The organism is Aeromonas taiwanensis, from assembly GCF_000820165.1.
GTDB classification, from domain to species: Bacteria; Pseudomonadota; Gammaproteobacteria; order Enterobacterales; family Aeromonadaceae; genus Aeromonas; species Aeromonas taiwanensis.
The window spans coordinates 13,025-39,832 of the sequence record NZ_CDDD01000059.1; the positions used below are offsets into that span (position 1 = coordinate 13,025).

Annotated in this window: 27 protein-coding genes; 17 read left to right on the forward strand and 10 right to left on the reverse strand. The window is 63.1% G+C overall.

Annotation, left to right across the window (positions count from 1 at the left end; translation table 11 throughout):
• Positions 1 to 204: 204 nt before the first annotated feature.
• The gene (locus tag BN1136_RS11205; protein WP_043763235.1) at positions 205 to 636 is read left to right on the forward strand and encodes a hypothetical protein; all 432 of its coding nucleotides are present in this window, start codon (positions 205 to 207) and stop codon (positions 634 to 636) included.
• A 29-nt stretch (positions 637 to 665) separates the two neighbouring features.
• Here BN1136_RS11205 and BN1136_RS11210 read toward each other — a convergent pair whose 3' ends face one another.
• The 4 genes from BN1136_RS11210 to cutA all read right to left on the reverse strand — a co-directional run bounded on the left by BN1136_RS11210 (position 666) and on the right by cutA (position 3,776).
• A complete protein-coding gene (locus tag BN1136_RS11210; RefSeq protein ID WP_043763237.1) occupies positions 666 to 1,079 on the reverse strand; it encodes a hypothetical protein in 414 nt (137 codons plus the stop codon).
• Positions 1,080 to 1,157: 78 nt separating this feature from the next.
• On the reverse strand, positions 1,158 to 1,691 hold the full coding sequence (locus tag BN1136_RS11215; RefSeq protein WP_043763240.1) for a GNAT family N-acetyltransferase: 534 nt from the start codon (positions 1,689 to 1,691) through the stop codon (positions 1,158 to 1,160).
• Positions 1,681 to 3,462, reverse strand: coding sequence for a protein-disulfide reductase DsbD (locus BN1136_RS11220; RefSeq protein ID WP_043763243.1), 1,782 nt, complete (start codon positions 3,460 to 3,462; stop codon positions 1,681 to 1,683). Before BN1136_RS11220 ends, BN1136_RS11215 begins: the two co-directional genes overlap by 11 nt.
• On the reverse strand, positions 3,459 to 3,776 hold the full coding sequence (cutA, locus tag BN1136_RS11225) for a divalent-cation tolerance protein CutA (RefSeq protein ID WP_043763245.1): 318 nt from the start codon (positions 3,774 to 3,776) through the stop codon (positions 3,459 to 3,461). The genes BN1136_RS11220 and cutA overlap by 4 nt, the downstream gene beginning before the upstream one ends.
• A gap of 183 nt (positions 3,777 to 3,959) precedes the next feature.
• On the opposite strand from cutA, the gene BN1136_RS11230 reads away from it, so the two are divergent.
• Positions 3,960 to 4,301 (forward strand): hypothetical protein, encoded by a 342-nt coding sequence (locus tag BN1136_RS11230; RefSeq protein ID WP_043763247.1) that lies wholly within the window; start codon positions 3,960 to 3,962, stop codon positions 4,299 to 4,301.
• An 83-nt stretch (positions 4,302 to 4,384) separates the two neighbouring features.
• On the opposite strand, the gene BN1136_RS11235 is transcribed toward BN1136_RS11230, so the two are convergent.
• Positions 4,385 to 4,819 carry a PACE efflux transporter gene (locus BN1136_RS11235; RefSeq protein WP_043763248.1) on the reverse strand — a complete coding sequence of 145 codons (435 nt, stop codon included), beginning with the start codon at positions 4,817 to 4,819 and terminating at the stop codon, positions 4,385 to 4,387.
• Between the two features lie 125 nt (positions 4,820 to 4,944).
• On the opposite strand from BN1136_RS11235, the gene BN1136_RS11240 reads away from it, so the two are divergent.
• Entirely contained in the window at positions 4,945 to 5,844 is a 900-nt protein-coding gene (locus BN1136_RS11240; protein ID WP_043763250.1) for a LysR family transcriptional regulator, read from the forward strand.
• Here the strand turns inward: BN1136_RS11240 and ygfZ are convergent.
• Positions 5,834 to 6,745 (reverse strand): tRNA-modifying protein YgfZ, encoded by a 912-nt coding sequence (gene ygfZ / locus BN1136_RS11245; RefSeq protein ID WP_043763253.1) that lies wholly within the window; start codon positions 6,743 to 6,745, stop codon positions 5,834 to 5,836. The genes BN1136_RS11240 and ygfZ overlap by 11 nt on opposite strands.
• Positions 6,746 to 6,858: 113 nt before the next feature.
• On the opposite strand from ygfZ, the gene BN1136_RS11250 reads away from it, so the two are divergent.
• Positions 6,859 to 7,128, forward strand: a complete 270-nt coding sequence (locus BN1136_RS11250) for an FAD assembly factor SdhE (protein ID WP_043763255.1) — start codon at positions 6,859 to 6,861, stop codon at positions 7,126 to 7,128.
• A 56-nt stretch (positions 7,129 to 7,184) separates the two neighbouring features.
• Complete coding sequence (locus BN1136_RS11255) at positions 7,185 to 7,574, forward strand: protein YgfX (RefSeq protein WP_043763288.1); 390 nt, start codon at positions 7,185 to 7,187, stop codon at positions 7,572 to 7,574.
• A 101-nt stretch (positions 7,575 to 7,675) separates the two neighbouring features.
• Here the strand turns inward: BN1136_RS11255 and nadB are convergent, their stop codons facing one another.
• Entirely contained in the window at positions 7,676 to 9,283 is a 1,608-nt protein-coding gene (nadB, locus tag BN1136_RS11260) for an L-aspartate oxidase (protein WP_043763257.1), read from the reverse strand.
• A 182-nt stretch (positions 9,284 to 9,465) separates the two neighbouring features.
• Between nadB and rpoE the strand changes: the two genes are divergently transcribed.
• From rpoE to pdxJ, 10 genes are all read left to right on the forward strand, one after another.
• Positions 9,466 to 10,047, forward strand: coding sequence for an RNA polymerase sigma factor RpoE (gene rpoE / locus BN1136_RS11265; protein WP_043763259.1), 582 nt, complete (start codon positions 9,466 to 9,468; stop codon positions 10,045 to 10,047).
• Positions 10,048 to 10,069: 22 nt separating this feature from the next.
• Positions 10,070 to 10,657: a sigma-E factor negative regulatory protein gene (locus BN1136_RS11270; RefSeq protein ID WP_043763261.1), complete on the forward strand. Its 588-nt coding sequence runs from the start codon at positions 10,070 to 10,072 to the stop codon at positions 10,655 to 10,657.
• Positions 10,658 to 10,678: 21 nt separating this feature from the next.
• Complete coding sequence (locus tag BN1136_RS11275; protein ID WP_043763263.1) at positions 10,679 to 11,659, forward strand: MucB/RseB C-terminal domain-containing protein; 981 nt, start codon at positions 10,679 to 10,681, stop codon at positions 11,657 to 11,659.
• Positions 11,660 to 11,748: 89 nt separating this feature from the next.
• Positions 11,749 to 12,210, forward strand: a complete 462-nt coding sequence (locus tag BN1136_RS11280; protein WP_043763265.1) for a SoxR reducing system RseC family protein — start codon at positions 11,749 to 11,751, stop codon at positions 12,208 to 12,210.
• A gap of 160 nt (positions 12,211 to 12,370) precedes the next feature.
• Positions 12,371 to 14,164 (forward strand): translation elongation factor 4, encoded by a 1,794-nt coding sequence (gene lepA, locus BN1136_RS11285; protein WP_043763267.1) that lies wholly within the window; start codon positions 12,371 to 12,373, stop codon positions 14,162 to 14,164.
• Between the two features lie 3 nt (positions 14,165 to 14,167).
• On the forward strand, positions 14,168 to 15,091 hold the full coding sequence (gene lepB, locus BN1136_RS11290; protein ID WP_043763269.1) for a signal peptidase I: 924 nt from the start codon (positions 14,168 to 14,170) through the stop codon (positions 15,089 to 15,091).
• A complete protein-coding gene (gene rnc / locus BN1136_RS11295) occupies positions 15,092 to 15,763 on the forward strand; it encodes a ribonuclease III (protein WP_043763271.1) in 672 nt (223 codons plus the stop codon).
• Positions 15,764 to 15,821: 58 nt separating this feature from the next.
• Positions 15,822 to 16,727, forward strand: coding sequence for a GTPase Era (gene era, locus BN1136_RS11300; RefSeq protein ID WP_043763272.1), 906 nt, complete (start codon positions 15,822 to 15,824; stop codon positions 16,725 to 16,727).
• Positions 16,728 to 17,435: a DNA repair protein RecO gene (gene recO / locus BN1136_RS11305; RefSeq protein ID WP_043763275.1), complete on the forward strand. Its 708-nt coding sequence runs from the start codon at positions 16,728 to 16,730 to the stop codon at positions 17,433 to 17,435.
• 73 nt (positions 17,436 to 17,508) lie between these two features.
• Positions 17,509 to 18,246, forward strand: coding sequence for a pyridoxine 5'-phosphate synthase (pdxJ, locus tag BN1136_RS11310; protein WP_043763278.1), 738 nt, complete (start codon positions 17,509 to 17,511; stop codon positions 18,244 to 18,246).
• A gap of 154 nt (positions 18,247 to 18,400) precedes the next feature.
• On the opposite strand, the gene BN1136_RS11315 is transcribed toward pdxJ, so the two are convergent.
• From BN1136_RS11315 to barA, 3 genes are all read right to left on the reverse strand, one after another.
• Positions 18,401 to 19,276, reverse strand: a complete 876-nt coding sequence (locus tag BN1136_RS11315) for an N-acetylmuramoyl-L-alanine amidase (RefSeq protein WP_043763280.1) — start codon at positions 19,274 to 19,276, stop codon at positions 18,401 to 18,403.
• Between the two features lie 32 nt (positions 19,277 to 19,308).
• The gene (locus BN1136_RS11320) at positions 19,309 to 19,794 is read right to left on the reverse strand and encodes a YehS family protein (protein WP_043763282.1); all 486 of its coding nucleotides are present in this window, start codon (positions 19,792 to 19,794) and stop codon (positions 19,309 to 19,311) included.
• Between the two features lie 64 nt (positions 19,795 to 19,858).
• On the reverse strand, positions 19,859 to 22,594 hold the full coding sequence (gene barA, locus BN1136_RS11325) for a two-component sensor histidine kinase BarA (protein ID WP_043808507.1): 2,736 nt from the start codon (positions 22,592 to 22,594) through the stop codon (positions 19,859 to 19,861).
• A gap of 272 nt (positions 22,595 to 22,866) precedes the next feature.
• On the opposite strand from barA, the gene rlmD reads away from it, so the two are divergent.
• Complete coding sequence (gene rlmD / locus BN1136_RS11330) at positions 22,867 to 24,189, forward strand: 23S rRNA (uracil(1939)-C(5))-methyltransferase RlmD (protein WP_043764142.1); 1,323 nt, start codon at positions 22,867 to 22,869, stop codon at positions 24,187 to 24,189.
• 253 nt (positions 24,190 to 24,442) lie between these two features.
• A complete protein-coding gene (gene relA, locus BN1136_RS11335; protein ID WP_043764143.1) occupies positions 24,443 to 26,653 on the forward strand; it encodes a GTP diphosphokinase in 2,211 nt (736 codons plus the stop codon).
• Positions 26,654 to 26,808 lie beyond the last annotated feature (155 nt).

The window sequence follows — 26,808 nt, forward strand, 5'->3', positions numbered from 1 at the left end:
CAATTGCTTGTGCTGGTCAAGCCAATAGGTGGGATTGGCTCGGTGTTTGCCATGCCTGAACGGGGCTGGATCCGCTGATGAGCATCGGTGGCCCCCACTCAGGAGACAATAACTATGACAATGAATGTAACCGCATCGGGAGCGGCCAGTTCGCTGGCGCAACTGTTGGCGACCCGAAGCAGTGAACGGCAGGAGAGACCGGCCATGCCACCCCCTCCCCAGGGGGCGGACAATAAAATGGAGCAGGATCTTCAGTCGGTGATGGCCGAACTGGGGCTGTCTGTGGAGAGTGCGGACGAGAGCAGTGAGGCATCAGGCAGCAGCTCCCTCGACTCTTTCATGGCAAGCCTGATGGATGCCCTGCATTCCCAGTCGGACGGCAGCAGTGCCATCGCGGCGGGGAGCGCCGAGAATCCCATGAAGCTGGACCTGCAGAGTCTGCTGAGCCAGCTGGATGGGGGAGAGGAACAGAGCGATGAGGTGAGTGCTCTGCAGAGCCAGTTCTCAAGCCTGCTTGAGAGCAGCGGTGCCAGTGACAGCGGGGTCACCCTGAAGGATTTTCTGACGGCATTTGCCAGCAAGATCCCGAGCGATGCCCCGGATAGAAAGGGTTATCTGGTCGATACCCGGGCCTGATACGCCTGTTGACTCTGGCCGGATCGGTGTCAGTGAGCCGGTTCGGCCAATCGCCAGCCCTGCTCGGTCTTCATCATCCAGACCTGGCTCTCCTGGGGCAGCACCTGCCCCGCTTCGAAGTCGCCGTACTTGCGCTCCAGCTCCATCAGTCCCATCTCCTGCTGGAAGGGGCCGACCCTGTCGTAGACGAGATCTTCGTCGTGCAGGACCTGCAACTGATCCAGCCCCTGCTTGAAGTGGAGCTGGTAGCTCACCTTGACCAGATAGATCCCCTCCATCCGCTCCTCCTTGCCGAGGATGGTGAAGTCGCTGATGTCGAACAGGCTGGCGTCGGTGGCCGCCTGCAACTTCGCGGTCACCTGGCTCTGGATGGCCTCTTCACCGGGACCCGAGTTGCAGCCATAGAGCCAGAGGGCCAACAGGGGGATGAACCACTTTTTCATCAAAACTCCGGACGAACGAGACGGGAAAGGGCAAATTCTGCCATGGTGCCGGTCATATACAAGGGATGGCCGGAAAAATCAGTCAGCAAGGGATGAGATGGCGAGGGCTTGCGCAGGAGGCGAGGGGCCTATGCTGCATTCCAGCACGATCGCCTCGGCCCGATAACCGGCGAGCTCGCGGCGATAACACTCGGTGAACCCTCTGCGCAGCCAAAAAGATAGTGCAGATTCATTGCTGGCAATCACCGACAGGCGAAGCTGGGTGGCTCCCCATGAGCGGGCCAGTGTGCAGGCGTGGAGATAGAGCGCCTGACCCCGGCCGGCCCCTTGCCAGGGTTCGCCGACCAGCAACAGGCCCAGATAGGCGGTGCTCGGGTCGGGGTAAGCGCGCAGCAGATCGAGCACGGCGGTGAGCTCTCCCTGCTCCCAGCGCCCGATCACATGCTTGGCAGAGAGCGGCAGATCGGGCGGGCATGCAGCGAGTGCTTCTTGGGCCGCTTGCGCGCAGAGAGGCTCATGACTGATGGCCGCCTGATAGGCAGGGGCCAGTTCGAACAGGCGCTGCAAGGCTGGCGCATCGTCAGCCTGGAGGTGACGCAGTTCAGTTGGCATCGATCACCCTGTCGAGATGTCCCGCGAACTCCTCGGGGCCCATAAAGCCGGTCACCCGCTGGCCGCTGATTTCATTGCCTGCGCTGTCGAAGAAGATCAGGGTCGGCAGACCCAGCACGTTGAGACCGTTGAGCAGCTCGACGTCGGGGTCGTCATTGGCGGTGACGTCTGCCTGCAGCAGCACCATGTCATCGAAGCGTGCCTGCACATCGGGGTCGCTGAAGGTCTTGTGCTCGAACTCCTTGCAGGCCACGCACCAGTCGGCGTAGAGGTCGAGCAGCACCGGCTTGCCGTGGGCGGCGGCGAGCCGGGTCTTGAGATCCTCCAGGGTCTTGATGCGCATGAAAGCAGGCTCCCGCTTCTCGGCGCTGGCCTGGACGCCGGGGGAGGGATGCAGCAGATCCTTGCCCATCACCACCAGGCTCATCATGGCCAGCAACAAGGCGAAGCCGCCCAGGCTCTTGCCGACCGAATGGGGGCGGTGCTGGTTGTGGTGATAGAGGTAGGCGCACAGGGCCAGTGCCCAGCCGAGCCAGGCCAGGGTAGTGGTCTGCTCGCTCCAGAGCCTGGAAAGCAGCAGGAGGGGCACCGCCAGCAGTGCAAAACCAAAGAGTTGCTTGATCACATCCATCCAGGCACCGGCCCTGGGCAGCAGCTTGCCCCCCGAGGTGCCGAGCAGCAGCAGGGGCAGTCCCATCCCCAGCGACAGGGCGTAGAGGGCCGCGCCACCGAGCCAGAGGTCGCCACTCTGGGCCACGTAGATGAGGGCGCCGGAGAGGGGAGCCGTGGTGCAGGGGGAGCAGACTAGCCCCGAAATCATGCCCATGACCGCGACCCCGGCCACCGAGCCGCCCTGCTGGCGGTTGGAGAGGCCGGAGAGCCGGGTTTGCAGGCCGCTCGGCAGCTGCAGGGTGTAGAGCCCGAACATGGAGAGGGCCAGCAGCACGAACATGACGGAGAGCCCGATCAGCACATAGGGGTGTTGCAGCGCCGCCTGGAATTGCAGGCCGGCCGAGGCCACCACCAGGCCGAGCAGGGTGTAGGTGAGCGCCATCCCCTGCACATAGACGAAGGAGAGCAGGAAGGCGCGCCGGGTGGAGAGGTGCTGCCCCGCGCCCGCGATGATCCCGGTCAGGATGGGATACATGGGGAAGACACAGGGGGTGAAGGCGAGCCCGAGGCCGAGTGCGAAGAAGGCGGCGACGCTGAGCCAGAATCCCTGGCTACCGAGGGCGGCGGCCAGCCTGTCTTGCTGGCTGGACGAGGTGGAAGCGGTGGCCGGTGCCGTAGCATCGGGCTTGGGCGCCAGCGGCTGCACCTGGACGACCTTGGTGGTCGGTGGGTAGCAGAGGCCCTCGGTGCAGCCCTGATAGCTCAGGGTGAGGCTGGCCCCCTGGCCGGCCTGGGTCAGGGTGACGGGGATCGACAGCTCCTGATAGTAGACCCGGCTCTTGCCGAAGAAGTCATCCTCGTGCTCGGTGCCCGGAGGCAGGACGGGCTCGTCGAAGACGAGATTTTCCCCCTTGACGCGGATGCTGTGGCGATAGAGGTAATAGTCGTCGGCGATGCGAAGGCGCAGTTGCAGTCTGTCGCCCTGCCGCTCGCTCTCGAGGACGAAGGCCTCGTCCACTTTCAAAAACTTGGGCTGGGCTTGGGTCTCGATGCCGAGGCTGCTCAGCAGATCCTGGCCGCTCGTCTGGGCGGAAACCGGCAGGGTGCAGAACAGGCTCAGCAGGAGCAGCAGAGGGAAAAACAGGGGAAGGGGTCTCATGATGTCTCCTCTTTCAACCAGTCGAGGTAGGGTTGATGACCCTGGCTTGCCGAGAGCGCCAGGATCTCCGGGACCTCGTAGGGGTGATGGGTGAGGATGCACTGGCGCAGGGGGTCGAACAGGCTGGCCCGACTCTTGATGATGAGCTGAATTTCCCGCGCCCGCTCGGTTTTTCCCTGCCAGCGATAGACGGACGTGAGCCCGGGCAGTTGATTGATGCAGGCGGCGAGGCGCTGACTGAGCAGCTGCTCGCAGAGGAGGTCGGCACTGGCCTCGTCGGGGCAGGTGCAGAGCACCAGGATGGCGTCGGTCATGGGATGGACGGTCTCGGCAACGTGGGGCGTACTGGCCCTCTGGATCAGCCGTTACTATACCGGGCCGGGGGGCAAATAGCACCCGGCCTCCCGACCCGGAATAAGTCATGCGTCCGAGATAGACGCTGTGAAAAGGACAGGGCAGAATGAGCGGGCTTGTTCCCACACAACGTAAGGAAATGTATGACCCAACAGAATGAGCAGCAGAGAAACCGCATGTTGAGCCTGTTGCGCGAAGGCGAGCGACGCATGCTGGTGCAACTGGCCGGTCTGCTGCGTACCAGTGTCGACGAGATCAATGCGGAGCTGGAAAAAGAGGAGCTGTTGTCTGCGTTGGAGCAACCGATCACGGTGGAGTATCTCAACGGCGTGGTGCAGCACCATCTGTTCGAGCGTCTGCACAAGGGTGACATGGTCGCGGCCCAGCGCATGCTGAACCAGTATCAGAGCGACCTCGAAGCCATGCTGCAGCAGGAGGGCAAGCAGGACGACACGCCCCCGGAAGAGATCCAGGCCCAGGCCTGATCCCGACGAGGCAATCCTTCCTCCAGCACCATCATGCCCGTCGCATGATGGTGCCTCGTCTTGACCCGCCCTCTTTGCGTCGCTTACCCCGCTACCCTTTGCTGCGGCATCGGGATGGGGAATACCTTGTCATAGCTCCAGTTGTAGATGAAGGCATAGACCAGGTAGAACAGCACGAAGCCCAGATCCAGCACCAGCGCCTCCAGCAGACCGATGTCGAGCCACCAGGACATCACCGGCAGGGCGACGACCAGCAGACCCCCCTCGAACCCCAGCGTGTGCAGTACCCGCTGCCACAGCGCCTTGTGGGTGTGGCCCTGATAGCGCAGTAGCAGTTTGTCCACCCCGATGTTGTAGACATAGTTCCAGACGGTGGCGACCACCGAGAAGAACAGGGCCAGCGGGCCCATGTGGTTCAGACCGACGCCGGTGACCCAGCTGGCCAGCGGGGCGGCGATGAGCAGGCCAATCAATTCGAAGCCGATGGCGTGGCGCAGGCGGTCACGGGTAGTACGCATGATGGTCTCTCTCGTCTGTGAAGATGAACTACGGCGAATTTATCGCTATAAACAGATGGGTTCACGTTGGTATCCATCGTTAAAATAGATACATCTATGCAGCCACTGGAGCGCCGGAGCAGACCATGACCCCTTCACTGGAACAATTCAGGGCTTTGCTGGCGACTGCCGAGACAGGATCCTTCTCGGCGGCGGCACGCAGGCTGGGCAAGGCGCAGTCGGTGGTGAGCACCGCCATCGCCAATCTGGAGATCGATCTCGGTCTCGAGCTGTTCGATCGCCGCGGCCGCTACCCTGTACTGACCGAGGCGGGGGCCCGCATCTGTCAGGAGGCGGGCGTGCTGCTGGCCCAGAGCGAGCGCCTGCAGGCCATCGCCGGTGAGCTGGCCAGCGGCATCGAGTCCCGCCTGACCCTGGCCATCGACGACGACTCCCACCTGCCCTGGCTCGGCTCCCTGCTGGAGGCGTTCGCCAGCCGCTATCCGACGGTGGAGCTGGAGCTGCTGTTTCCGCTGATGGAGGATGTGACCGAGCTGCTCAAGAGCGGTCGGGCCCAGCTCGGCATCAGTTACCAGAAGGCGGAGCCCGAGCGGGAGCTGGTCTCCCGCTCGCTGGGCGCCGTCGCCATGCCGCTGGTGGTCTCCCCGGATCACCCGCTGGCTCGCAAGGTGCCACTGCGGGAGAGCGACCTGCAGGGGGCGCGCCAGTTGATGGTGACCGGGCGGAGGGAGGGAACGGAGCGCCACCGCTTCCGCCTCTCGGCCCAGGTGTGGTGGGTCGAGGGGGATCTCGGCATTCTGGAGCTGGTCAAGCTGGGGTTGGGCTGGGCGGCGGTGCCCGAGTTTCTGCTGCACCGGCCGCTGGCACGGGGGGAGCTGGTGGTGCTCAAGCCGGACTTCATCGCCCAGGCCGAGCTGGAGCTGGAGTTGCAGTGGTATCGCGCCCGCCCGCTGGGGCAGGCGGGACGCTGGCTGAAAGAGGCCCTGCTGGCGCGGGTGCCTCCCCAGGGAGAACTTACTCGGTGAGCTCGTAGGGCAGGGGGTGCAGGGCCAGGCTGGAACCTTCCTCCTGCTTGAGGCGGAAGCGGGCGTCGGCTTCGGTGTCCTTGGGCAGCACGGCGGTGAGCCACACCTGGCCATCCTGCTGCCAGGCGTTGAGCACCAGGCCGCTGCGGCGCCAGTTGTCACCGAGCTGGATCTCCAGGGTGTCGCCGCTGGCGACGGGGCCGCTGGCCTGACCCGCCAGCACGAACAGGGCGCGGTTGTTGGCGCCGCGATACTTGGCACGGGCCACGATCTCCTGACCCATGTAGCAACCCTTGGTGAAGCTGATGCCGTCGAGCGCCTGCAGGTTCAGCATCTGGGGAATGTACTCCCCCTGGTGCACCGCCTCCAGATGGGGGATGCCCGCCTTGATCTCCAGCCCCCACCAGAGGGATTCCTGGCCGACAGGCAGGCTCAGGGCCAGGGGCGCTTCACTGACCAACAGCCAGCGATCCGCTTCCACCTTGACCGCCATGCCGCCCTCGACAAGGCCGGTCCCGGTCAGATCGAAGTGCTGAGCGATCCAGACATCCGTACCCTGGCCGGCGACGCCGACCACAGTCCCCGTGTACTCGGCGATCTCGACCTTGGCAAACACCGCAAATTTCTTGAGCTCGGGCAGCTGGCGCGCCAGTACCGACGGTTTGGTCAGCATCAGCAGGCCGTCATCGAGGCAGAGCAGGCGAAAATCGCTCCACAGCTTGCCCTTGGGATCGCAGTGGCCACCGAGGGTGCTCTGACCCGGCTGCAGGGCGTTGACGTCGCAGGTGACCTGACCCTGCAGATACTTGGCGCGATCCGGGCCAGTGAGGAGGGTGATGGCCAGATCGGTCAGGGAAAACAGGGTCGGCTCGGCAGGAAGAAGGGGGGTCGGCAGGCTCACGATGGTCGTCCAGAGACAGAAAGTATGTGACCTGCATGGTAAAGACGTAAGGAATGTTTGTCAGCCGGAAAATCCAGCTGCTACCATTCCCGGGTCTTTGTAAGGAGAGTTCCATGTTGACCCCAAGTGAGAAGTCCCGCCTGAAGTGGGCCTGCCGCCGCGGCATGCTCGAGCTGGATGTGATCTTTATGCCTTTCTTTGAACACGAGTTCGACGGCCTGAACGAGGAGCAGCAGCAGACCTTCATCCGCCTGCTGGAGTGCGAGGATCCCGAGCTGTTCCGCTGGTGCATGGGCCACGGCGTGCCGGAAGATCCCGCCTTTGCCACCATGATCCCCCTGATCCTCGAGCGCAACCAGGCTCGTCACGACCGCCTGCGCTGAGCCCGCTCTCCTGACCCACGGCCGGACTCATTCCCATGGCCAGCCCGGTGTCCCCGATGCGGGTAGAGATACCCGTCATTGCCTCCCGCCAGCAGCACCTGCTGCTGTGCATACTGTTTCTGTTGCTGCTCTGGCCCACGGCCCACTTGATCCAGGGCTGGCAATGGGCGCTGTTTTTCCCCTGCTGGTTGCTGGGCCTCTGGTGCGCGTTGCGCCGAAGCCCGGCGGGTGAGCGACTCGTCTGGGATGGAGAGTGGCTGACGTGGCGGGGGGAGCGCCATCGGCTGGATCCCCGCAGCCGCATCCTGCCCGGGGCGCTGTGGCTGAGGCTGCGGCCCGAGAAGCCCGAGAAAGGAGCGGAACGCCAGCTCTGGCTCTTCTCCGATGCGCTCTCTCCCGAGCACTACCGTACCCTGGCTCGCGCCATTCATCTCGCCGTCCGTTAGGGGCGTCTCTCTATCCCTGCCACGTCCGGCCGCCCATAACAGATGACCCCGCCTGGGCGGGGTCATCTGGGGGGCAGGCGCCCGATTCGAGCGCAACGGTCTTATTCCCGATCCGGCGTCAGCACGGTCGGTCTGGGGTTGGACTGCATGTCTGGGTAGTCCAGGTTGTAGTGCAGACCGCGCGACTCCTTGCGCTCCAGGGCGCAGTTGACGATGAGCTCGGCCACCTGCAACAGGTTGCGCAGCTCCAGCAGGTTGTTGGAGACCCGGAAGTTGGCGTAGTACTCCTGCACCTCCTGCTTGAGCAGATCGATGCGGCGCTTGGCTCGGGCAAGGCGCTTGTTGGTGCGCACTATGCCCACGTAGTCCCACATCATCAGCCGCAGTTCGTGCCAGTTGTGCTGGATCACCACCTGCTCGTCCGAGTCGTCCACCTGGCTCTCGTCCCAGGCGGGCAGACTGGGGGGCGCCACGCTGGTGGGCAGCTTGGCCAGGATGTCGGCCCCCGCCTGGTGGGCATAGACCACGCATTCGAGCAGGGAGTTGGACGCCATGCGGTTGGCACCGTGCAGCCCGGTATAGGTCACCTCGCCGATGGCATAGAGCCCGGGAATGTCGGTCTGGCCGTTGTTGTCGATCATCACGCCGCCACAGGTGTAGTGGGCCGCCGGGACGATGGGCATCGCCTCCTTGGTGATGTCGATGCCGACCGCGAGGCAGCGCTCATGGATGGTCGGGAAGTGCTTGATGATGAAATCCGCCGGCTTGTGGCTGATGTCCAGATACATGCAGTCGGCGCCGAGCCGTTTCATCTCGTGGTCGATGGCCCGCGCGACTATGTCCCGCGGCGCCAGCTCGGCCCGCTCGTCGAAGTCCGGCATAAAGCGGCTGCCGTCGGGGCGGCGCAGGTAGGCCCCCTCGCCACGCAGGGCCTCGGTCAGCAGGAAGTTGGGGTCGTCCGGGTGGAACAGGCTGGTGGGGTGGAACTGGTTGAACTCCAGGTTTGCCACCCGGCAACCGGCGCGCCAGGCCATGGCGATGCCGTCCCCTGAGCTCACGTCCGGATTGGAGGTGTACTGGTAGACCTTTGAGGCGCCGCCGGTGGCCAGTGCCACGAAGCGGGCGCGCACTACCTCGACTTGCTCGGCGTTGCGGTTCCAGACATAGGCCCCCAGCACCTTGTTGCCCGGCAGACCCAGCTTGCGGGTGGTGATGAGATCGACCGCGTTGAAGCGCTCCATCAGGGTGATGTTGGGGTGGGCGCGCACCTGGTCGATCAGGGTAAGCTGCACCGCCTTGCCGGTGGCATCGGCCGCGTGGAAGATGCGGCGATGGCTGTGACCCCCTTCCCGGGTGAGGTGGTAGTGGGATTCCCCCTCGGCATCCTCTTCCTGATCGAAGGGGACCCCCTGCTGGATCAGCCACTGGATGGAATCGCGGGCGTTGCGGGCGGTGAACTCCACCACCGCCGGGTCGCACAACCCTGCCCCGGCGTTGAGCGTGTCGCTCACGTGGGATTCGATGCTGTCGGTCTCGTCGAACACGGCAGCGATGCCTCCTTGCGCATAGAGAGTGGCCCCCTCACTGATGGGCCCCTTGCTCAGAACCAGGACTTTGGCCTGGTCTGCCAATCGCAATGCGAGGGACAGACCGGCGGCACCGCTGCCAATGATCAGCACGTCGCAAAGGTATTCAACACTTGCTTTCATAAGTATCATTGGCCTGGATTAAGAACTGGCCCCATGGTAGCCCAAGGGGGGGCAGTGATGCAGCCCGCATCACATTTTTTTCAATGCAAGCGAACTTTCTCTGATTCCTCCTGTCTGAACTTGTGCGCTAAGAAGGGGCCGGAAAAGAAGAACGATAACCTGATGGGGGTTTTACGGCTCTGATGAGCGACCAGAATCTACTGGACGAACAGCTGGTTGAACGGGTCCAGCGTGGCGATAAAAATGCATTCAACCTGTTGGTACGCAAATACCAGCACAAGGTGGTCAACCTGGTGGCCAGGTATGTCAACAATCCGGGCGATGTACCGGATGTGGCGCAAGAGGCTTTCATCAAGGCTTATCGCGCATTGCCGACATTCCGTGGCGAGAGCGCGTTTTACACCTGGTTGTACCGGATCGCCGTCAACACGGCCAAAAATTACCTGACTTCACAGGGGCGCAGACCGCCCAGCAGTGATGTCGAAGCGGACGAGGCTGAATTTTATGGTGGTGGTGAAGCCCTGCAAGAGGTGGCCACCCCGGAAAACCTGGCGCTGACCGACGAGATCAAGCGCACCGTGTTTACCGCCATAGAAGCCCTGCCGGAAGATTTGAGAACAGCGATCACCCTTCGTGAAATGGAAGGGCTGAGCTACGAGGAGATTGCGGAGATCATGGATTGCCCTGTGGGTACGGTGAGATCCCGCATCTTCCGGGCGAGGGAAGCAATAGATAAAAGGTTGCAACCTCTGATCGAGCATTAACTGGGGAAAGACAGGCAAACTTATGGCAAATAAAGAGCAACTTTCAGCCCTGATGGATGGTGACCTCAGCGAAATGGAGGTTCTGAAGGAGCTGGGAACGGATCCCGCCCTGCAAGAAACCTGGTCGCGTTACCATCTGATCGGTGATGCCATGCGGGGAGACCTGCCGGTCAATCTGCAACTGGATCTCAGCGACAGCATCATGCTGGCGCTGGAAGACGAACCGGTCATCCTGGCGCCCAAGCCGGTACAATCCGAAGCTCCTGAGGTGAAGACCGCCGGCAAGGTGGTTCCCTTGGTGCGCCGGTTTGGCCAGCAGATGGGGCAGTATGCCATTGCCGCCTCCGTGGCTGCTGCCGTCATCTTCGGTGTGCAGCAGTATCAGGGCAAGGATGGCGTGCCGACCAACCCCGTGCTCAACACCATTCCCGTGGGAGGCAGTGCCACGCCGGTGAGCGTGCACTATCCCCAGGAAGGCAACAGGGCCAGTGTGCGTCAGCAAGGCTTGAGCGAGCAGCAGATGCAGGAGCAGCGCGAGCGGATCAATGCCTTCCTGCGAGATCACCAGCTGCAACAACGTCTGCTGCAAGACAAGCAGATTCAGGAATAACGGATTTTTAGGGATCAGATCGTGCGCCAGTCCAGTTTCATCCTGCTGGCCTCTCTCCTGTTCACTTGTGCCAAGGCCTCGGCCGACGATCTGTCGGCCGAGGCCTTGTTGCAGCAGATGCAGAGTGCCGTTTCGCAACAGAATTTCGAATTGTCCATGGTCAAGGCCCGGCAGGGACGGCTCGAGCCGATCCGTTTCAGCCACGGGGTGATCGATGGCAAGGAAGTGGCCCATCTGAGTTATCTCGATGGCAAGGCGGTGGAGTACCTGCAGCGCCAGAACGAATACACCTTCTTCGAGAACAGTCATGATCCCTACACCCTCAAGGGGGCGCGTTTTCCCGGCGTCTGGTCGAGCCTGGTGAGGATGCCGCTGCCCCGGGTGCTGGAGAGCTATGACCCCGTGCTGGCGGGCCGCAGCCGGGTGGCCGGTCTGGTGGCCCAGGTGGTGAGGCTGGTGCCCAAAGAGGCGGACAAATACGGTTTCGTGCTCTGGGTCGACGAGCAGAGCCACCTCCTGCTGCGGGTGGACATGGTGGATCGGGAAGGCAACCTGGTGGAACAGGTGCTTGGGGTGGATCTGGACAGGCAGCCGGCACCGGCGCCCTGGCTGGTCACCCTGGCGCGCAGCAAGTTGCCCGATGCGCTGGCGCTGGAAGATGCCTACCCCGCTCCCCAGCAGGCCCTCAACTGGCATCTGACCTGGCTGCCGGGTGGTTTCAAGGTGCTCTCCCAGGACAGGCACCAGCTGGTCAGTACCAGCCTGCCGGTGGATTACATGATGCTCTCCGACGGTCTGGTGGATCTCTCCATCTATGTGGCCCGTGTCGACCCCAAGCAGGCGGTGCGCCAGCAGCTGATCCGCCAGGGGGCGACCTCCCTCGTGAGCTATGTCAACGAGGTTGGTGTGGAGATCACCGTGGTAGGGGAGGTGCCCGCCGAGACTGCCAAGCGCATTGCCGAGTCGGTGCAGCCCCTGGCTCGCAACGAGGCGGTGCAGTGAGGCGTACGAAGGCACTTGCCGAACCGGGACGCGCGTGATGAGATCGGGTCATCCCCTTGCCACCCCTCTGGAGCTGTCCGGTGAGTAACATGAGTGAAGAGCTGGCCACAGTGGTGGCCATCGAAGGCACCTATGCCTGGGTGGAGTGCGAGCGGCGCTCCGCCTGCAGCGGATGCCATCAACAGTCCAACTGCGGTACCGGCACCGTCGCCAAGGCCTTTCCGATGAAGCCCCAGCGGCTGCGGGTTCCCCTCATCGGCGAGGTGGCGGTGGGCCAGCAGATCCGGCTCGGCATTCCCCAGGCGAGCATATTGCGTGGGGCCGCTCTGGTCTATGTGCTGCCGCTCTTCTGCCTGCTGCTGGGCGCCCTGCTCGGCCAGCTCTGGCTGGCTCCGCTCTTGTCGGCGGGAGAGGGTGTCACCATTCTCAGCTGCCTGCTGGGCGGCGCCATCGGATTTTTGCTGGTTCGTTACTTTTCTGACCGGCTCGAGCAGGGTGAATATGGTCCCCGCATGCTCGGGGTGGTGCTCGATACCCGTCATCTCTCCTGAGGGGCAGGGTCTGGCGGATGCCATCGTGGTGTCCAAGGCCTCGCCAGACAAGGCGCTATTTCAGGGGCCCGCCGACTAAAGATTGGCCGTCGACCGGGTTATCCAGTAAAATCCTGCCCTCATATCCGACCCTAACTTAATTTTGAGTGATTCTTGCTCGATGAAACACATTCGTAACTTTTCGATTATTGCGCACATCGACCACGGTAAGTCGACCCTGTCGGACCGTCTGATCCAGACTTGCGGCGGCCTGTCCGATCGCGAGATGCAGGCCCAGGTGCTGGACTCCATGGATCTGGAGCGCGAGCGCGGCATTACCATCAAGGCACAGAGTGTGACCCTGAACTACCAGGCACAAGACGGTAACACCTATCAGCTGAACTTTATCGACACCCCGGGCCACGTGGATTTCTCCTACGAGGTTTCTCGCTCCCTGGCTGCCTGTGAAGGGGCACTGCTGGTGGTGGATGCCGGTCAGGGGGTTGAGGCACAGACTCTGGCCAACTGCTACACCGCCATGGAAATGGATCTGGAAGTGGTGCCGGTACTGAACAAGATCGACCTGCCGGCCGCCGAGCCGGAGCGGGTTGCCGAAGAGATCGAGGACATCGTCGGCATCGATGCGGTAGACGCGGTGCGCTGCTCCGCCAAGACCGGCCTGGGCGTCGATCTGGTGCTGGAAGAGATCGTGGCCAAGATCCCGTCGCCGGAAGGTGATCCGGATGCGCCCCTGCAGGCGCTGATCATCGACTCCTGGTTCGACTCCTACCTGGGGGTCGTGTCGCTCGTGCGGATCAAGAACGGTTCCCTGAAGAAGAACGACAAGATCAAGGTGATGAGCACCGGTCAGGTGTGGGGTGTGGATCGCATCGGTATCTTCACGCCCAAGCAGGTGGACACCGACGGCCTGGGTTGTGGCGAGGTAGGTTGGGTCGTCTGCGGCATCAAGGACATCCACGGCGCGCCTGTGGGGGATACCCTGACCCTGGCCAAGCACGGTGCCGAGAAGGCGCTGGCGGGCTTCAAGAAGGTGAAGCCTCAGGTCTATGCGGGCCTGTTCCCCATTTCCAGCGATGACTACGAGTCCTTCCGCGATGCGCTGGAGAAGCTCTCCCTCAACGATGCCTCCCTGTTCTACGAACCGGAGAGCTCCACTGCGCTGGGCTTCGGCTTCCGCTGCGGCTTCCTCGGGATGCTGCACATGGAGATCATCCAGGAGCGTCTGGAGCGTGAATACGATCTGGATCTCATCACCACGGCGCCGACCGTGGTCTACGAGATCGAGCTGAATGATGGCTCCACCATCCACATCGACAGCCCGGCCCAGATGCCCGCCATCAACAACATCAAGGAGATGCGCGAGCCCATTGCCGAGTGTCACATCCTGCTGCCACAGGAGTACATGGGCAACGTCATCACCCTGTGTATCGAGAAGCGTGGCGTGCAGACCAACATGGTCTACCACGGCAAGCAGGTGGCGCTGACCTACGAGATCCCGATGGCGGAAGTGGTGCTCGACTTCTTCGACCGCCTCAAGTCCACCAGCCGCGGCTACGCCTCCCTGGACTACGGCTTCAAGCGCTTCGAAACCTCCGACATGGTCCGTCTGGACATCATGATCAACGGTGAGCGGGTCGACGCCCTGGCCATCATCACCCACAAGGAGAACGCCCAGTATCGCGGTCGCCAGGTGGTGGAGAAGATGCGCGAGCTGATCCCGCGCCAGATGTTCGACATTGCCATCCAGGCGGCCATCGGCAACCAGATCATCGCCCGCAGCACCGTCAAGGCCCTGCGCAAGGACGTGACTGCCAAGTGCTACGGTGGTGACGTGAGCCGGAAGAAGAAGCTGCTGAACAAGCAGAAAGAAGGCAAGAAGCGGATGAAGTCCCTGGGCCGTGTCGACGTGCCGCAAGAGGCCTTCCTCGCTATCCTCCACGTCGGAAAGGACTAATCGATGGCAAGCACCTTTTCCCTGATCCTTGTCGTCGTCACCCTGCTGACCGGCATCATCTGGACCGTCGACAAGCTGGTCTGGTCCAAGCAACGGGCGGCCAAGATCGCGGCCGCCCGTGCCAATGCCGGCCCGGACGTGGACGAGAAGACCCTGGCCAAGGTGGCCCCCATGCCGGTCTGGATCGAACAGACCGGCGGGGTCTTCCCGGTGATCGCGCTGGTGCTGATCCTGCGCTCCTTCATCTTCGAGCCGTTCCAGATCCCGTCGGGATCCATGATGCCCACCCTGCTGGTGGGCGATTTCATCCTGGTGGAGAAGTTTGCCTATGGACTCAAGGACCCGGTGACCAACACCAAGTTCCTCGAGACCGGCGAGCCGAAGCGCGGTGATGTGGTGGTCTTCAAGTATCCGCTGGATACCCGGGTGGACTACATCAAGCGGGTGGTCGGCATGCCTGGCGATCGGGTCATCTATCGCAACAAGGAGCTGATGATCCGGCCCAAGTGCGACGAGCAGGAAGGGAAAACGTGCCCCGGCTTCCAGAAGCTGGGCATCAAGTTCGAGCAGCGCGGCGAGTTCAGCCAGATGGGGATCCCGCTGGATCGCTACACCGAACAGCTGGGCGACGTCTCCCACGAGACCCTGCGCAACCCGCTGATGCCGGACCTGGTGGATCGCTACTATCGCCAGCCGGGCACCTATCCTGATGAGTGGGTGGTGCCGGAAGGCCACTACTTCGTGATGGGCGACAACCGTGACAACAGCACCGACAGCCGTTTCTGGGGCTTCGTGCCCGAGCAGAACCTGGTGGGCAAGGCGGTTGCCATCTGGATCAGTTTCGAATTTGAGCGCGAGGAAGGTTCCAGCTTGCCCAGCTGGGTGCCGACCGGCGTGCGCTTCAACCGCATTGGCGGAATACAGTAAATGAATATCAAGATGAACAGACTGCAGTCCCGTCTCGGGCATGTCTTTCAGGAAGCCGAGCTGCTGACCCGGGCACTGACCCATCGCAGCGCCGGTTCCAGGCACAACGAGCGCCTGGAATTCCTGGGCGACTCCATCCTGAGCCTGGTGATTGCCGACGATCTCTTCCACCGCTTCCCGCAGGCGGCGGAAGGGGATCTCAGCCGGATGCGCGCCACCCTGGTGCGCGAGAAGACCCTGGCCGAACTGGGCCGGGAGTTCGACCTCGGGGATCACCTGATCCTGGGGCCGGGTGAGCTGAAAAGCGGTGGCTTTCGCCGCGAGTCGATCCTGGCCGACACGGTCGAGGCGGTGATCGGCGCCATCTATCTGGATACCGATCTGGAGCGGGTGCGCAGCCTCCTGCTCGGCTGGTACGCCAGCCGCCTGGAAGAGATCAAGCCCGGCATCGAGCAGAAGGATCCCAAGACCCGCCTGCAGGAGATCCTGCAGGGCAGCCGCCGGTCCCTGCCGACCTATACCGTGACCAACGTCAAGGGCGAGGCCCACAACCAGGAGTTCACCGTGCAGTGCGAGGTAGACGGTCTGGATGGTCCCCTGGTCGGGGTCGGCACCAGCCGTCGCAAGGCCGAACAGGCCGCGGCGCAGCAAGCATTGGAAAGGCTGTCATGACTGCTATGAATGCAAGAGGCCGCGGTCTTTCGACACAACCAGCATTGGAAAGATTGTCATGACGGATACAGAGAGCACCTATTGCGGCTTTGTTGCCATTGTGGGCCGCCCCAACGTGGGCAAGTCCACCCTGCTCAACAAGCTGCTTGGCCAGAAGGTCAGCATCACCTCGAAGAAACCCCAGACCACCCGTCACCGGATCCTGGGGATCGACACCGAGGACAACTACCAGACCATCTATGTGGATACCCCGGGTCTGCACATCGAGGAGAAGCGGGCCATCAACCGCCTGATGAACCGCGCCGCCACCAGTTCCCTGGGGGACGTGGCCATGGTGGTGTTCGTGGTTGACGGCACCCACTGGACCAAGGACGACGAGATGGTGCTCGGCAAGTTGCGCCACCTCAAGTGCCCCGTGGTGCTGGCGGTCAACAAGATCGACAACGTGAAGGAGAAGGAAGACCTGCTCCCCCACCTCGAGTGGCTGGGTCAGCAGATGAGCTTCTCCCATATACTGCCCATCAGCGCCGAAAAGGGCACAAACGTGGAGAAGATCCGCGAGTGGGCCAAGGATCTGCTGCCGGAAAACGTGCACTTCTTCCCGGAAGACTACGTGACCGACCGCTCCTCCCGCTTCATGGCCTCCGAGATCATCCGCGAGAAGCTGATGCGCTTCACCGGCGAGGAGCTGCCCTACTCGGTGACGGTGGAGATCGAGCGCTTCAAGGTGGAGGAGACCGGTCTCTACCACATCCACGGGCTCATCCTGGTGGAGCGTGAAGGCCAGAAGAAGATGGTCATCGGCAACAAGGGCGAGAAGATCAAGACCATCGGCACAGAGGCCCGCATTGACATGGAGCGGCTGTTCCAGAACAAGGTGCACCTGGAGCTCTGGGTCAAGGTCAAGTCCGGCTGGGCTGACGATGAGCGCGCCCTGCGCAGCCTCGGGTATGGTGATGACTGATTGCTGACCCCGGCTTTCGTCATTCACAGTCGGCCCTATCGGGAGACCAGCCAGCTGGTCGAGGTCTTCACCCAGGATAGTGGCCGATTTACCCTGGTGGCTCGCGGTTCCCGCGGGCCACGCTCCTCTCTGAAGGGGCTGCTGCAACCCTTCACCCTGCTGACCATCGCCTGGCGCGGCAAGGGAGATCTCAAGAACCTCACCCAGGTGGAGTGCCCGGATCACTCCCTGCGCCTCGGCGGCGATCGCCTCTTCTACGGCCTCTATCTCAACGAGCTGGTCTACTACCTGCTGGAAGCCCACACCCCCTTCCCCGAGGTATTCGATGCCTATGCCCGCGCCATCATGGCGCTGGCGGATGGCGAAACCCCGGAGCTGCCCCTGCGCCGCTTCGAGTTCCTGCTGCTGCAGGCGCTGGGCTATGCGGTGGACTTCGAATACGCCGCCGACGACGACTCGCCCATCGACCCGACCCTGCTCTACGGCTTCGAGCGGGAGCTCGGCTTTGTCGCTTGCGAGCGGGCGCCGGATCCCCGTACCCTGTTTCTCGGCGCCCACCTGCTGGCCTTCGCCGAGGGACGCTTCGACACCCCTCCCTTGCTGCAGGCGGCCAAGCGCTTCAGTCGCCTCGCGCTACAGCCTTATCTGGGCAAGCGGCAGTTGAAGAGCCGGGAGTTGTTTTTAAAACGCAAAGCCATGCAAGGCTGACATACGGATATCGAGGCTGGCGCCAGGGCGGCAGCTGCACAGTTAACAGAGAGTATTTTCAAGGAGTTAAGTAATGAGCGAGATCTACCTGGGTGTGAACATCGACCATATCGCCACCCTGCGCAACGCCCGCGGCACCCAGTATCCGGATCCGGTACAGGCCGCCTTCGTGGCCGAGCAGGCCGGCGCCGATGGCATCACGGTGCACTTGCGGGAAGATCGCCGCCATATCACCGACCGGGACGTGGAGATCCTGCGCCAGACCATCCAGACCAGGATGAACCTGGAGATGGCGGTGACCGAGGAGATGATCGGCATCGCTTGCCGTATCAAGCCCCAGTTCGTCTGCCTGGTGCCGGAGAAGCGCACCGAGGTGACCACAGAGGGGGGCCTGGACGTGGCCGGCCAGCTGGACAAGGTGACCGATGCGGTGACTCGCCTCGCCGCCGTCGGCGCCCAGGTGTCGCTCTTCATCGATGCCGACCCTATCCAGATCGACGCAGCCGCCGCGAGCGGTGCCCCCTTCATCGAGATCCACACCGGCCGCTACGCCGACGCCACCACGGATGCGGAGCGCAACGCCGAGTTCAAGCGCATCGCCGCCGGAGCCTCCTATGCTGCGGGCAAGGGCTTGAAGGTCAATGCCGGCCACGGCCTGCACTACCACAACGTCAAGGCCATCGCCGCCATTCCCGAGCTCTATGAGCTCAACATCGGTCACGCCATTATCGGCCGCGCCGCTTTCGACGGTCTGGCCAAGGCGGTCAGCGACATGCGTGCGCTGATGCAGGAAGCCCGTCAGGGGATCTGATATCAGAAGCTCTCCTGATGACAACCCACGAGGGACGCCGCGGCGTCCCTCGTCGTTTTTGGGATCCTGGTTTGGGCAGCGAGGCCCAACCTGGGCGGTTGAAAGAGGGTCGGTATCCGGCATCCGCCACGCTGTGAAGGGATCGGGTCTCAGCCTATTGCTCGGGGAAGTAGCGCTCCAGCAAGGCCATCAGAATGGCCTGGCACTCGGCATCCGGCTCGCCGCTGACCTGGGTCGGGCGGAAGTGGAGCTGGAAGGCGCGCATCACGGCGCGGCTTTGCGCATCCCACTCACCGCTCGGCGCAATGCCATAGCCGTAGCGGGCGAGCTGCTGCTGCCAGATGAGGGGTGGCCAGGCCGGGAGCCCTTGCTGGCGCAGAGCGGCCACCCTGGCCTCGTCGGGCCAGGCGCCGACCCCGTAGCGCAGGGCCAGCTCGCGCCAGGGGAAGCGGGGGCCGGGATCCTGCTTGCGCTCGGGGGCGACGTCGCTGTGGCCCAGTACCTGGGTGGGGGGGATCTGGTAGCGTTCGACCAGCTCCCGGGCGAGGGCACCGAGGGCGGCGATCTGGGCTTCCGTGTAGGGTTGCCAGTGTCTCAGGTGGGCGGGCAGGGCCGCTTCTTTCTCGTCATACCCGAGATTCACTATCTCGATGCCCAGCGAACTGGCGTTGAGCCCGGCATATTGGTGCCAGCGGCTGCGGCCTGCGTGCCAGGCGCGCTGGTCGTCGGGTACCAGCTGGTAGACCGGGAGCGGTCGCTCATCGGTGTCGCGGGGGATCAGGTAGTGGGCGCTTACCTTGTGCTCTGACTCGGTCAGCAGGCGAAGGGAGCGAGCGTCATCCTCATCCGTGTAGTGCAGGATCAGGAAGGCGATGCGCTCGTTCTGGTTGGCGCTCTGATGGTGGGAGGAGAGACGATAGGCGTCGGGCTGGCAGGCGCCGAGCAGCAGGAGGAGGCAGAGTGACCAGAGCCAGCGCGCGCCACCGCTCCCCCGGACACGGGGGACCAGGGGGCTGCGACGCCGGCTCATGGCTCAGCCCCGCACCTTGCCAGGAGCGGTGATCACGGCTCGGACCTGTACTTGGCGGTGAGGCCGATGAGGAAGTTGCGCAGGATCTGATCCCCGCAATCCTGGTAGTGCTTGTGGTCCCGTGAGCGGAACAGGGCGCTCAGCTCGGACTTGGAGAGGTTGAAGTTCGCGAGCTTGAGGGTGCCCAGCATGTCCTCTTCCTTGTAGTTGAGGCCGATGCGCAGCTTGCGCAGGATCAGGTTGTTGTTGATCCGGTTCGGGATCACCTGAGGCGGCGCATCCTCACGCACGCCGCGGCGCAGGGCGATGAAGCCGTCGAGGAACTGGCTCAGGGCCGAGTCCGGACAGGCGGCGTAGCCCGGATCCTGTGCCTCGCCCTCTGCGGCCTCCTTCATCAGCCAGCCGTGCAGCTGGGCGTGGGTGACGGCCAGGTTGCCCTTGGCAAACATCTCGACCATCTGGTCGTTGCTGATAGTAAGGGCATAGCGCAGGCGGCGCAGAATATCGTTGTTGGTCATGTTGACTCCTGTAGAAACGGCGCCGATGTTACCACCAGCTGGCTGCGCCGTCAGAAAAAGCGCCTCAGTCGGTCAGGGCCAGGTAGCGGGGGGCCTCCTGCCTCACCTGTTCCAGGGCGTCCTGCAGCTCCAGCAATTCGGGCTCCAGATCGCGGACGGCGACCCCGTCACGCAGCTGCTGCTCGAGCTGGGAGAGCAGGCGCTGCAGGCCCGGCACCCCGGAGTAGGCGCAGCCGCCGTTGAGGCGATGGATCTGGGCCAGTACCTCGGCGTCATCGGCGCCCCCCTCCAGAGCGGCCTCCAGGAGGGGATCCACCTCGTCGAAGCTGGCGAGCAGCATGGTCAGCATCTCCCTGGCCAGTGCCGGCTTGCCGGCGGCCTGGCGCACGGCGAGGGCCCAGTCTATCTGCTGTACGCCGTGATTCTGGTGACGCCGGTGGGCGAAGTCGGTGATGAGCTGTGCCAGCATCCCCTCGTCGATGGGTTTGGCGAGGTAGTCGTCCATCCCCTGGCGGATCAGCCGCTCCCGCTCGCCGGGAATGGCGTGGGCGGTGACCGCCACTATGGGGGTCTCGGTATTGAGGGAGTGGTGGCGGATAGCCTGGGTGGCGCTGATGCCATCCATGATAGGCATCTGGATATCCATGAAGATGATGTCGAACGCCTGACTCTGGGCCAGGTTGACCGCCTCCTTGCCGTTCTTGCACACCACCACCTCGGTCACCATCTCCTTGAGCATGGCGGCGATGAGCTTGAGGTTGGCGGCGTTGTCATCCACCGCCAGCACCCTGACGGCCTGCACCGCCATCGTCTGTTCGTGGCGTGGCGACGAGGCGTGCAGGGTCGTGTTCCTGGCCGCGTCGGGGGAGAGCAGGGCATCCAGCAGCTTGCGGTGGTTGATGGGTTTGGAGAGGCAGTGAGAGGCACCGTGGGCCAGCATGGCGTCATAGAGGGCAGGCTCGTGGCTGCTGAGCATCACTATGGTGTTCTGTTGCCCGTCGAGGCCGTCGAGGCGGGCGATCACCTGCTGCGGGCTCTGCAGGGTGCTGCTGCCGATGAGCACCATGTCCTGGCTGCCCATCTGCGGCCACTCCTCGTCCACCGTCAGGGAGTGCACGTCCAGTTGCCACTCCGCCAGCAGGGCGAGCAGGGAGGCGTGGGTGAAGGGATCCGGCTCCAGCAGCCAGACCCGCTTACCGAGGATGCGATCCAGCGGGAGCGGCTCGCCCTGGGGCAGGGGGGAGACATCCAGCTCCAGGTTGAAGGAGAAGACGGAGCCCTTGCCAAGCTCGGACTCGAACCGTATCTGGCCCCCCATCTGCTGCACCAGCTTCTGGGTGATGACGAGCCCAAGCCCGGTGCCGCCGTAGCGGCGGGAGATGGAGGAGTCGGCCTGGTTGAAGGCCTGGAACAGCTGGCGCTGCTGCTCCTCGGAGATGCCGATGCCAGTGTCGCGGATGAGGACCCGCAGGCGCACCTTGCTGCCGTTGGGGGCCCCCGTCTGCTCGACGCGCACATCCACGTTGCCGCGCTCGGTGAACTTGATGGCATTGCCGGTGAGGTTGGTGAGCACCTGCTGCAGGCGCATGGGGTCGCCGGTGAGGTAGTCCGGCACGGCGGCATCCACCTGCAGGGAGAGCTCCAGCTGCTTGTCGTGGGCACTGGGGCCGAGCAGGTGCATGGTCTCGTTGAGGGTGTCGCGCAGGCTGAAGGGGATGTGCTCGAGCTGCAGCTTGCCGGCCTCCAGCTTCGAGAAGTCGAGGATGTCGTTGATGATGCCGAGGAGGTTGCGCGCCGACTTCTCTATGGTCTGCATGTAGTCGGTCTGGCTCGGGGTCAGGCTGGTCTTGAGCAGCTGACGGGTGAAGCCGATGACGCCGTTGAGGGGGGTGCGCAGCTCGTGGGACATGTTGGCGAGGAACTCGGACTTGACCCTGGCCGCCTCCTGGGCGCGCTTCTTCGCCATGTCGAGCTCGACGTTCTGGATCTCGATCTGCTCGAGCGTCTCCCGCAGATCCGAGGTTGCCTGATCGATGTTCTGCTGCATCTCTTCGTGGTATTCCGACAACGCCTTGGCCATGGCGTTGATGCCGTTTTTGAGCATGTCCAGCTCGCCAGTGAGCTGGCCGCTGACCCGGGTGTCGAGTCGCCCCTCCCGGATTCGGTGCACCGCCTGCACCATATCGGTGATGGGCTGGGTCACGCTCTTGACCAGACGGAAGCCGAACAGGGCGCTGATGGCCAGCCCGATGAGCACGATGATGACCGCGAAGAAGGCATCCCGGTATTGCAGGACGATGGCCCTGTCCGTGGCGAGCTGCATGGAGATGTAGCCGATGACCGGCGGTTCCAGGTCGCTCGGCAGGGGGAAGCCGTCCAGGCTGGTCTCGGCCTGGATGGGGGTGCGCAAGATGATGTCATCGCCATTGAAGGAGACGCTCGTCAGGGCCGGGATGATGCTGCCGTCGGGCAGGCGCAGCTGGCTGAAATCCCGGTGGTAATTGGAGGTGACGAACAGCTGGTTGTCCTGGGTGAAGACGGCGATGGACTTGATGAAGGGCGAGTTCTTGCGATGGGTGAGGCCGATCAGTCGCTTGAGGGACTCGCGGCTGTGCTGGGTCATGCCGTATTCGCTGGCAATCGCCAGCGGTTCTATGATGTTGATGCCCTGATCGATCAGGTTGTTTTCCAGCTGATGGTAGCGATGGAAGGTGAAATAGCCGGCGATCAGGCCGCCGATGATCAGGGTCGGCAGAATGGTAAAGGCCAGCACCCGGGCTCTGAGGCCGTACTTGGTCATGCTGATAAACCGTTGGCAAGGATGATGAAGGCGGGCGCGCCCATGGCGTGCCGGCAGAAGGAGAGGGCAGGCAGGGCGGTGGAGGTCGCCGCTCGGAATGTCAGGCCATATCCGGTCATATCAGTGAGCCACTTCTGGTCAGAATGGGCGATGGGGCGGACGCCGCAGTGCGGGCCCTCAGGCCGTATTTGGTCATACGATTATTCTTGTGGGACAATGGTCTGCCGCAGATTCCACAATCATGACATAGCCACCTATAGGCACCAAGTTTTATGGCCCAGTTTTTCAAGCCCGAAAAGAAATCCACCCAGCCCCAACGTATTGAATTTACGATAGACAGTCTGGATCACCACTGTGTCGGTGTCGGCCGTCATCAGGGCAAGGCGATCTTCGTCGAAGGGGCGCTTCCCGGCGAGGCCATCAAGGCCCGCATCATCGATGACAAGAAGCATTATGCCCATGGCGCCCTGCAACAGGTGATGACCCCGGCGGCCAATCGCATCGCCCCCTTCTGCGGCCACTATCGCGAGTGCGGCGGGTGCAGCGCCCAGCACCTGGGGGAGGCGGATCAGCAGGCGGCCAAGGAGGCCGGGCTGGTCAGCCTGTTCGAGCGCCTCGGCAATATTCAGGCGCCGGCGCTGGAGCCCGTGCTGAGAGGGGAGTCCCGCGCCTACCGCCGGGTCTGCCGCCTGGCCATCAAGTTTGACAAGAACGGCCGCTGCACCCGGGTGGGCTTCCGCCGTCGCCAGTCCAACGATCTGGTGGAGATCGCCGGCTGCCCCGTGCTGGCCGAGCCGCTCTCGGCCCTCATCGCGCCGCTGCGCGAGTGTCTCAACCGCCTCAAGAGCCAGCGCGAGCTGGGTCATGCTGAACTTATTCAGGCCGAGCAGGGCATCATGATGCTGCTGCGCCACACCGGCCGCCCGAACGAGGCGGATCGCGCCCTGTTGATCGCGTTCGCGCAAGAGCAGGGGATCGACCTCTATCTGCAGGCGGCGGACGATCGCATCGAGCCCCTGCATCAGCAATTTCAACCGAGCTACTCCCTCGATGGCCTGTCTCTTGCATTTGCCCCCGGTGACTTCATCCAGGTCAATGGCCCCATCAACCAGCGCATGGTCGATCAGGCGCTGGCGTGGCTGGGCGCTACCGGGGATGACAAGGTGCTGGATCTCTTCTGCGGCATCGGCAACTTCACCCTGCCGCTGGCTCGTCAGGCCCGCGAAGTGGTCGGGGTCGAAGGGGAGCTTGCCATGGTGGAGCGTGCCACGGAGAACGCCAGGCGCAACGGCATCGACAACGCCCGCTTCTACAAGGCGGACTTGAGCGGCGACATTGTCGGCATGTCCTGGGCCCGGGAGGGATTTGACCTGGTGCTGCTGGATCCGGCGAGGCCCGGCGCCCTCGAGGTGATGAGCCACGTAGTGGCACTTTCGCCCAAACGGGTGGTCTATGTTTCCTGTAACCCGGTCACCCTGGCCCGTGACAGCAAGGTGCTGGTGCAGGGGGGCTACCAGCTGACCCGGCTGGGGATGCTGGACATGTTCCCGCACACCGGTCATCTGGAATCCATGGCACTGTTTGAACGGGGTTGAATGGCCCGCCCTTCGGGAGAAACGACAGAGGCGGTTGCATCGGTTTTTCGATGGTGGCAGTGCTGTCTGAGCAGGAGTGATTAGGGTAATCTAGAGCGTCGAAAATGGATCGGATGTGGGGGAGAGCCCTGTTGTCTTGCGCGACAGCATGCCTTGAAAACTCTCTTCTGCATCCCCATTTGAGGCAGTCATCAGTTGATGAGGGGAAGGGGAAGCATCGGCTTTCGGCCCCACACTTTTAAGGATTGATACCATGGTTGCGGTGCGCGATATTCATTTGAAAGACAATTTCACTCTGGATGAGTGGGTCAGTTCCCTCTCCTTAAGTGAAAATGACAAGAATCAGCTGCGAACCGTCTACCAGTACTGTCTGACGCTCGGCGACGAGGCCCTCACCAACCGCCTGCTGGTGCGCGGCGTCGAGATGGTGGGCATCCTGCTGATGCTCAGCATGGATCTCGCTACCCTCAAGGCGGCCATTCTCTACCCCTTCGTCGAAGCGGGCCTCATCAGCCAGGAGAAGGTGAGCGAGGACTTCGGCGCCAAGATCGCCAAGCTGGTGGAAGGGGTGCTGGAGATGGAGGCCATCCGCTCCCTGCAGACCCTGCACCGCAGCGAGACCTCCCCGGAGCAGGTGGACAACGTGCGCCGCATGCTGCTCGCCATGGTGGAAGACGTGCGCGCCGTGGTGATCAAGCTGGCGGAGCGGATCGCCTGCCTGCGGGAGGCGAAGAAGGCGGATGAAGAGACCCGGGTGCTGATGGCCCAGGAGATCACCAACATCTATGCGCCGCTGGCCAACCGCCTCGGTATCGGTCAGCTCAAGTGGGAGCTCGAGGATCTCGCCTTCCGCTACCTGCACCCGGACACCTACAAGCAGATCGCCAAGCAACTCGACGAGAAACGCCTCGATCGGGAGCGCTACATCCGCGAGTTCGTGCAAACCCTGCGGGATGCCCTGGCAGAGGCGGGGGTCGAGGCCGAGGTCTACGGCCGGCCGAAACACATCTACAGCATCTGGCGCAAGATGCAGAAGAAGCACCTCGAGTTCAACGAGCTGTTCGACGTGCGCGCGGTGCGGGTGATCACCAAGCGGCTGCAGGATTGCTACGCGGCGCTCGGCATAGTCCACACCCACTTCCACCACATTCCCCGCGAATTTGACGACTATGTCGCCAACCCCAAGCCCAACGGCTACCAGTCCATCCACACCGTCGTGGTGGGGGAAGAGGGCAAGACGGTGGAGATCCAGATCCGCACCGAGCAGATGCATCAGGATGCGGAGCTCGGCGTCGCTGCCCACTGGCGCTACAAGGAAGGGGCCCAGGCGGCCACCAAGACCAATACCTTCGAAGACAAGATCGAGTGGCTGCGAAAACTCCTCGCGTGGCAGGAGGATCTCTCTGAGAGCGGCTCCCTGCTGGACGATCTGCGCAGTCAGGTGTTCGAGGACAGGGTCTATGTGTTCACCCCCAAGGGAGATGTCATCGACCTGCCGGCGGGCGCCACGCCGCTCGATTTCGCCTATCACGTGCACAGCATGATCGGCCACCGCTGCATCGGCACCAAGATCGACGGCCGCATCGTGCCCTTCACCTACACGCTGCAGACCGGCGACCAGGTGGAGGTGATCACCCAGAAGGAGCCGAACCCGAGCCGCGACTGGATGAACCCCAACGCGGGCTTCCTGCGCTCCAGCCGGGCGCGCGCCAAGGTGGCGACCTGGTTCCGCAAGCTGGATCGGGACAAGAACATCGCCGCCGGCAAGGAGCTGCTGGAGAAGGAGCTGGACAGGCATAACCTGACCCTCTCCAAGGTGGACAAAGTGGTGCTGGAGCGCTTCCACGCCGAGGAGCTGGAAGACCTGCTGGCCGGGATCGGCAGCGGCGACATCCGCATCAACCAGCTGCTCAACTATCTGGACACCCGTTACAACAAGCCGACCGCCGAGGAAGAGGATCGCCGGCTGCTGGAGAAGCTGGAGCAGAAGGCCAACGTGCCGTTCCGCCCCAAGCCCAAGGATCACATCGTGGTGGAAGGGGTCGGCAACCTGATGACCCACATCGCTCGCTGCTGCCAGCCCATTCCGGGGGATGCCATCCAGGGCTTCATCACCATGGGGCGGGGGGTCTCCATCCACCGGGAGGATTGCGAGCAGCTCAAGGAGCTGTCGCGTCGCAACCCGGAGCGGCTGATTGACGCGGTCTGGGGGGAGAACTACTCCGGCGGTTACGGCCTCACCATCCGCATCCTCTCCAACGACAGATCCGGCCTGCTGCGCGACATCACGACAGTGCTCGCCAACGAGAAGATCAACGTGATGGGGGTGCGCTCGCGCTCCAACGTGCGCGAGCAGACCGCCGAGATCGACATGGAGCTGGAGATCTACAACATCAACGCCTTCAACCGGGCGTTGGCCAAGCTCAGCCAGCTCAACGACGTGATCAGCGCCAAGCGCCTCTGATCTTACCCGACACCGCCCCCGTGACCGACCGCCAAGTCGGTCACTGTTTTTCCCCGGTAGCATCAATAAAAGCGAAGATCCCATGTCTCAACGTTACGACCTGCCCCAACTGCTCGACATGAGATTGATCGGCTGCGCGGCTTGATGTCGCTTTA

Coding starts and splice junctions, on each gene's coding strand:
- rlmD (WP_043764142.1), top strand. CDS start 22,867: ATGGCCCAGTTTTTCAAGCCCGAAAAGAAATCCACCCAGCCCCAACGT.
- BN1136_RS11235 (WP_043763248.1), bottom strand. CDS start 4,819: ATGCGTACTACCCGTGACCGCCTGCGCCACGCCATCGGCTTCGAATTG.
- cutA (WP_043763245.1), bottom strand. CDS start 3,776: ATGACCGACGCCATCCTGGTGCTCTGCACCTGCCCCGACGAGGCCAGT.
- lepB (WP_043763269.1), top strand. CDS start 14,168: ATGGCAAGCACCTTTTCCCTGATCCTTGTCGTCGTCACCCTGCTGACC.
- BN1136_RS11270 (WP_043763261.1), top strand. CDS start 10,070: ATGGCAAATAAAGAGCAACTTTCAGCCCTGATGGATGGTGACCTCAGC.
- rnc (WP_043763271.1), top strand. CDS start 15,092: ATGAATATCAAGATGAACAGACTGCAGTCCCGTCTCGGGCATGTCTTT.
- era (WP_043763272.1), top strand. CDS start 15,822: ATGACGGATACAGAGAGCACCTATTGCGGCTTTGTTGCCATTGTGGGC.
- BN1136_RS11215 (WP_043763240.1), bottom strand. CDS start 1,691: ATGCCAACTGAACTGCGTCACCTCCAGGCTGACGATGCGCCAGCCTTG.
- BN1136_RS11315 (WP_043763280.1), bottom strand. CDS start 19,276: ATGAGCCGGCGTCGCAGCCCCCTGGTCCCCCGTGTCCGGGGGAGCGGT.
- BN1136_RS11255 (WP_043763288.1), top strand. CDS start 7,185: ATGCGGGTAGAGATACCCGTCATTGCCTCCCGCCAGCAGCACCTGCTG.
- BN1136_RS11230 (WP_043763247.1), top strand. CDS start 3,960: ATGACCCAACAGAATGAGCAGCAGAGAAACCGCATGTTGAGCCTGTTG.
- lepA (WP_043763267.1), top strand. CDS start 12,371: ATGAAACACATTCGTAACTTTTCGATTATTGCGCACATCGACCACGGT.
- pdxJ (WP_043763278.1), top strand. CDS start 17,509: ATGAGCGAGATCTACCTGGGTGTGAACATCGACCATATCGCCACCCTG.
- BN1136_RS11205 (WP_043763235.1), top strand. CDS start 205: ATGCCACCCCCTCCCCAGGGGGCGGACAATAAAATGGAGCAGGATCTT.
- BN1136_RS11280 (WP_043763265.1), top strand. CDS start 11,749: ATGAGTGAAGAGCTGGCCACAGTGGTGGCCATCGAAGGCACCTATGCC.
- BN1136_RS11240 (WP_043763250.1), top strand. CDS start 4,945: ATGACCCCTTCACTGGAACAATTCAGGGCTTTGCTGGCGACTGCCGAG.
- BN1136_RS11320 (WP_043763282.1), bottom strand. CDS start 19,794: ATGACCAACAACGATATTCTGCGCCGCCTGCGCTATGCCCTTACTATC.
- BN1136_RS11220 (WP_043763243.1), bottom strand. CDS start 3,462: ATGAGACCCCTTCCCCTGTTTTTCCCTCTGCTGCTCCTGCTGAGCCTG.
- relA (WP_043764143.1), top strand. CDS start 24,443: ATGGTTGCGGTGCGCGATATTCATTTGAAAGACAATTTCACTCTGGAT.
- rpoE (WP_043763259.1), top strand. CDS start 9,466: ATGAGCGACCAGAATCTACTGGACGAACAGCTGGTTGAACGGGTCCAG.
- BN1136_RS11250 (WP_043763255.1), top strand. CDS start 6,859: ATGTTGACCCCAAGTGAGAAGTCCCGCCTGAAGTGGGCCTGCCGCCGC.
- BN1136_RS11210 (WP_043763237.1), bottom strand. CDS start 1,079: ATGAAAAAGTGGTTCATCCCCCTGTTGGCCCTCTGGCTCTATGGCTGC.
- nadB (WP_043763257.1), bottom strand. CDS start 9,283: ATGAAAGCAAGTGTTGAATACCTTTGCGACGTGCTGATCATTGGCAGC.
- barA (WP_043808507.1), bottom strand. CDS start 22,594: ATGACCAAGTACGGCCTCAGAGCCCGGGTGCTGGCCTTTACCATTCTG.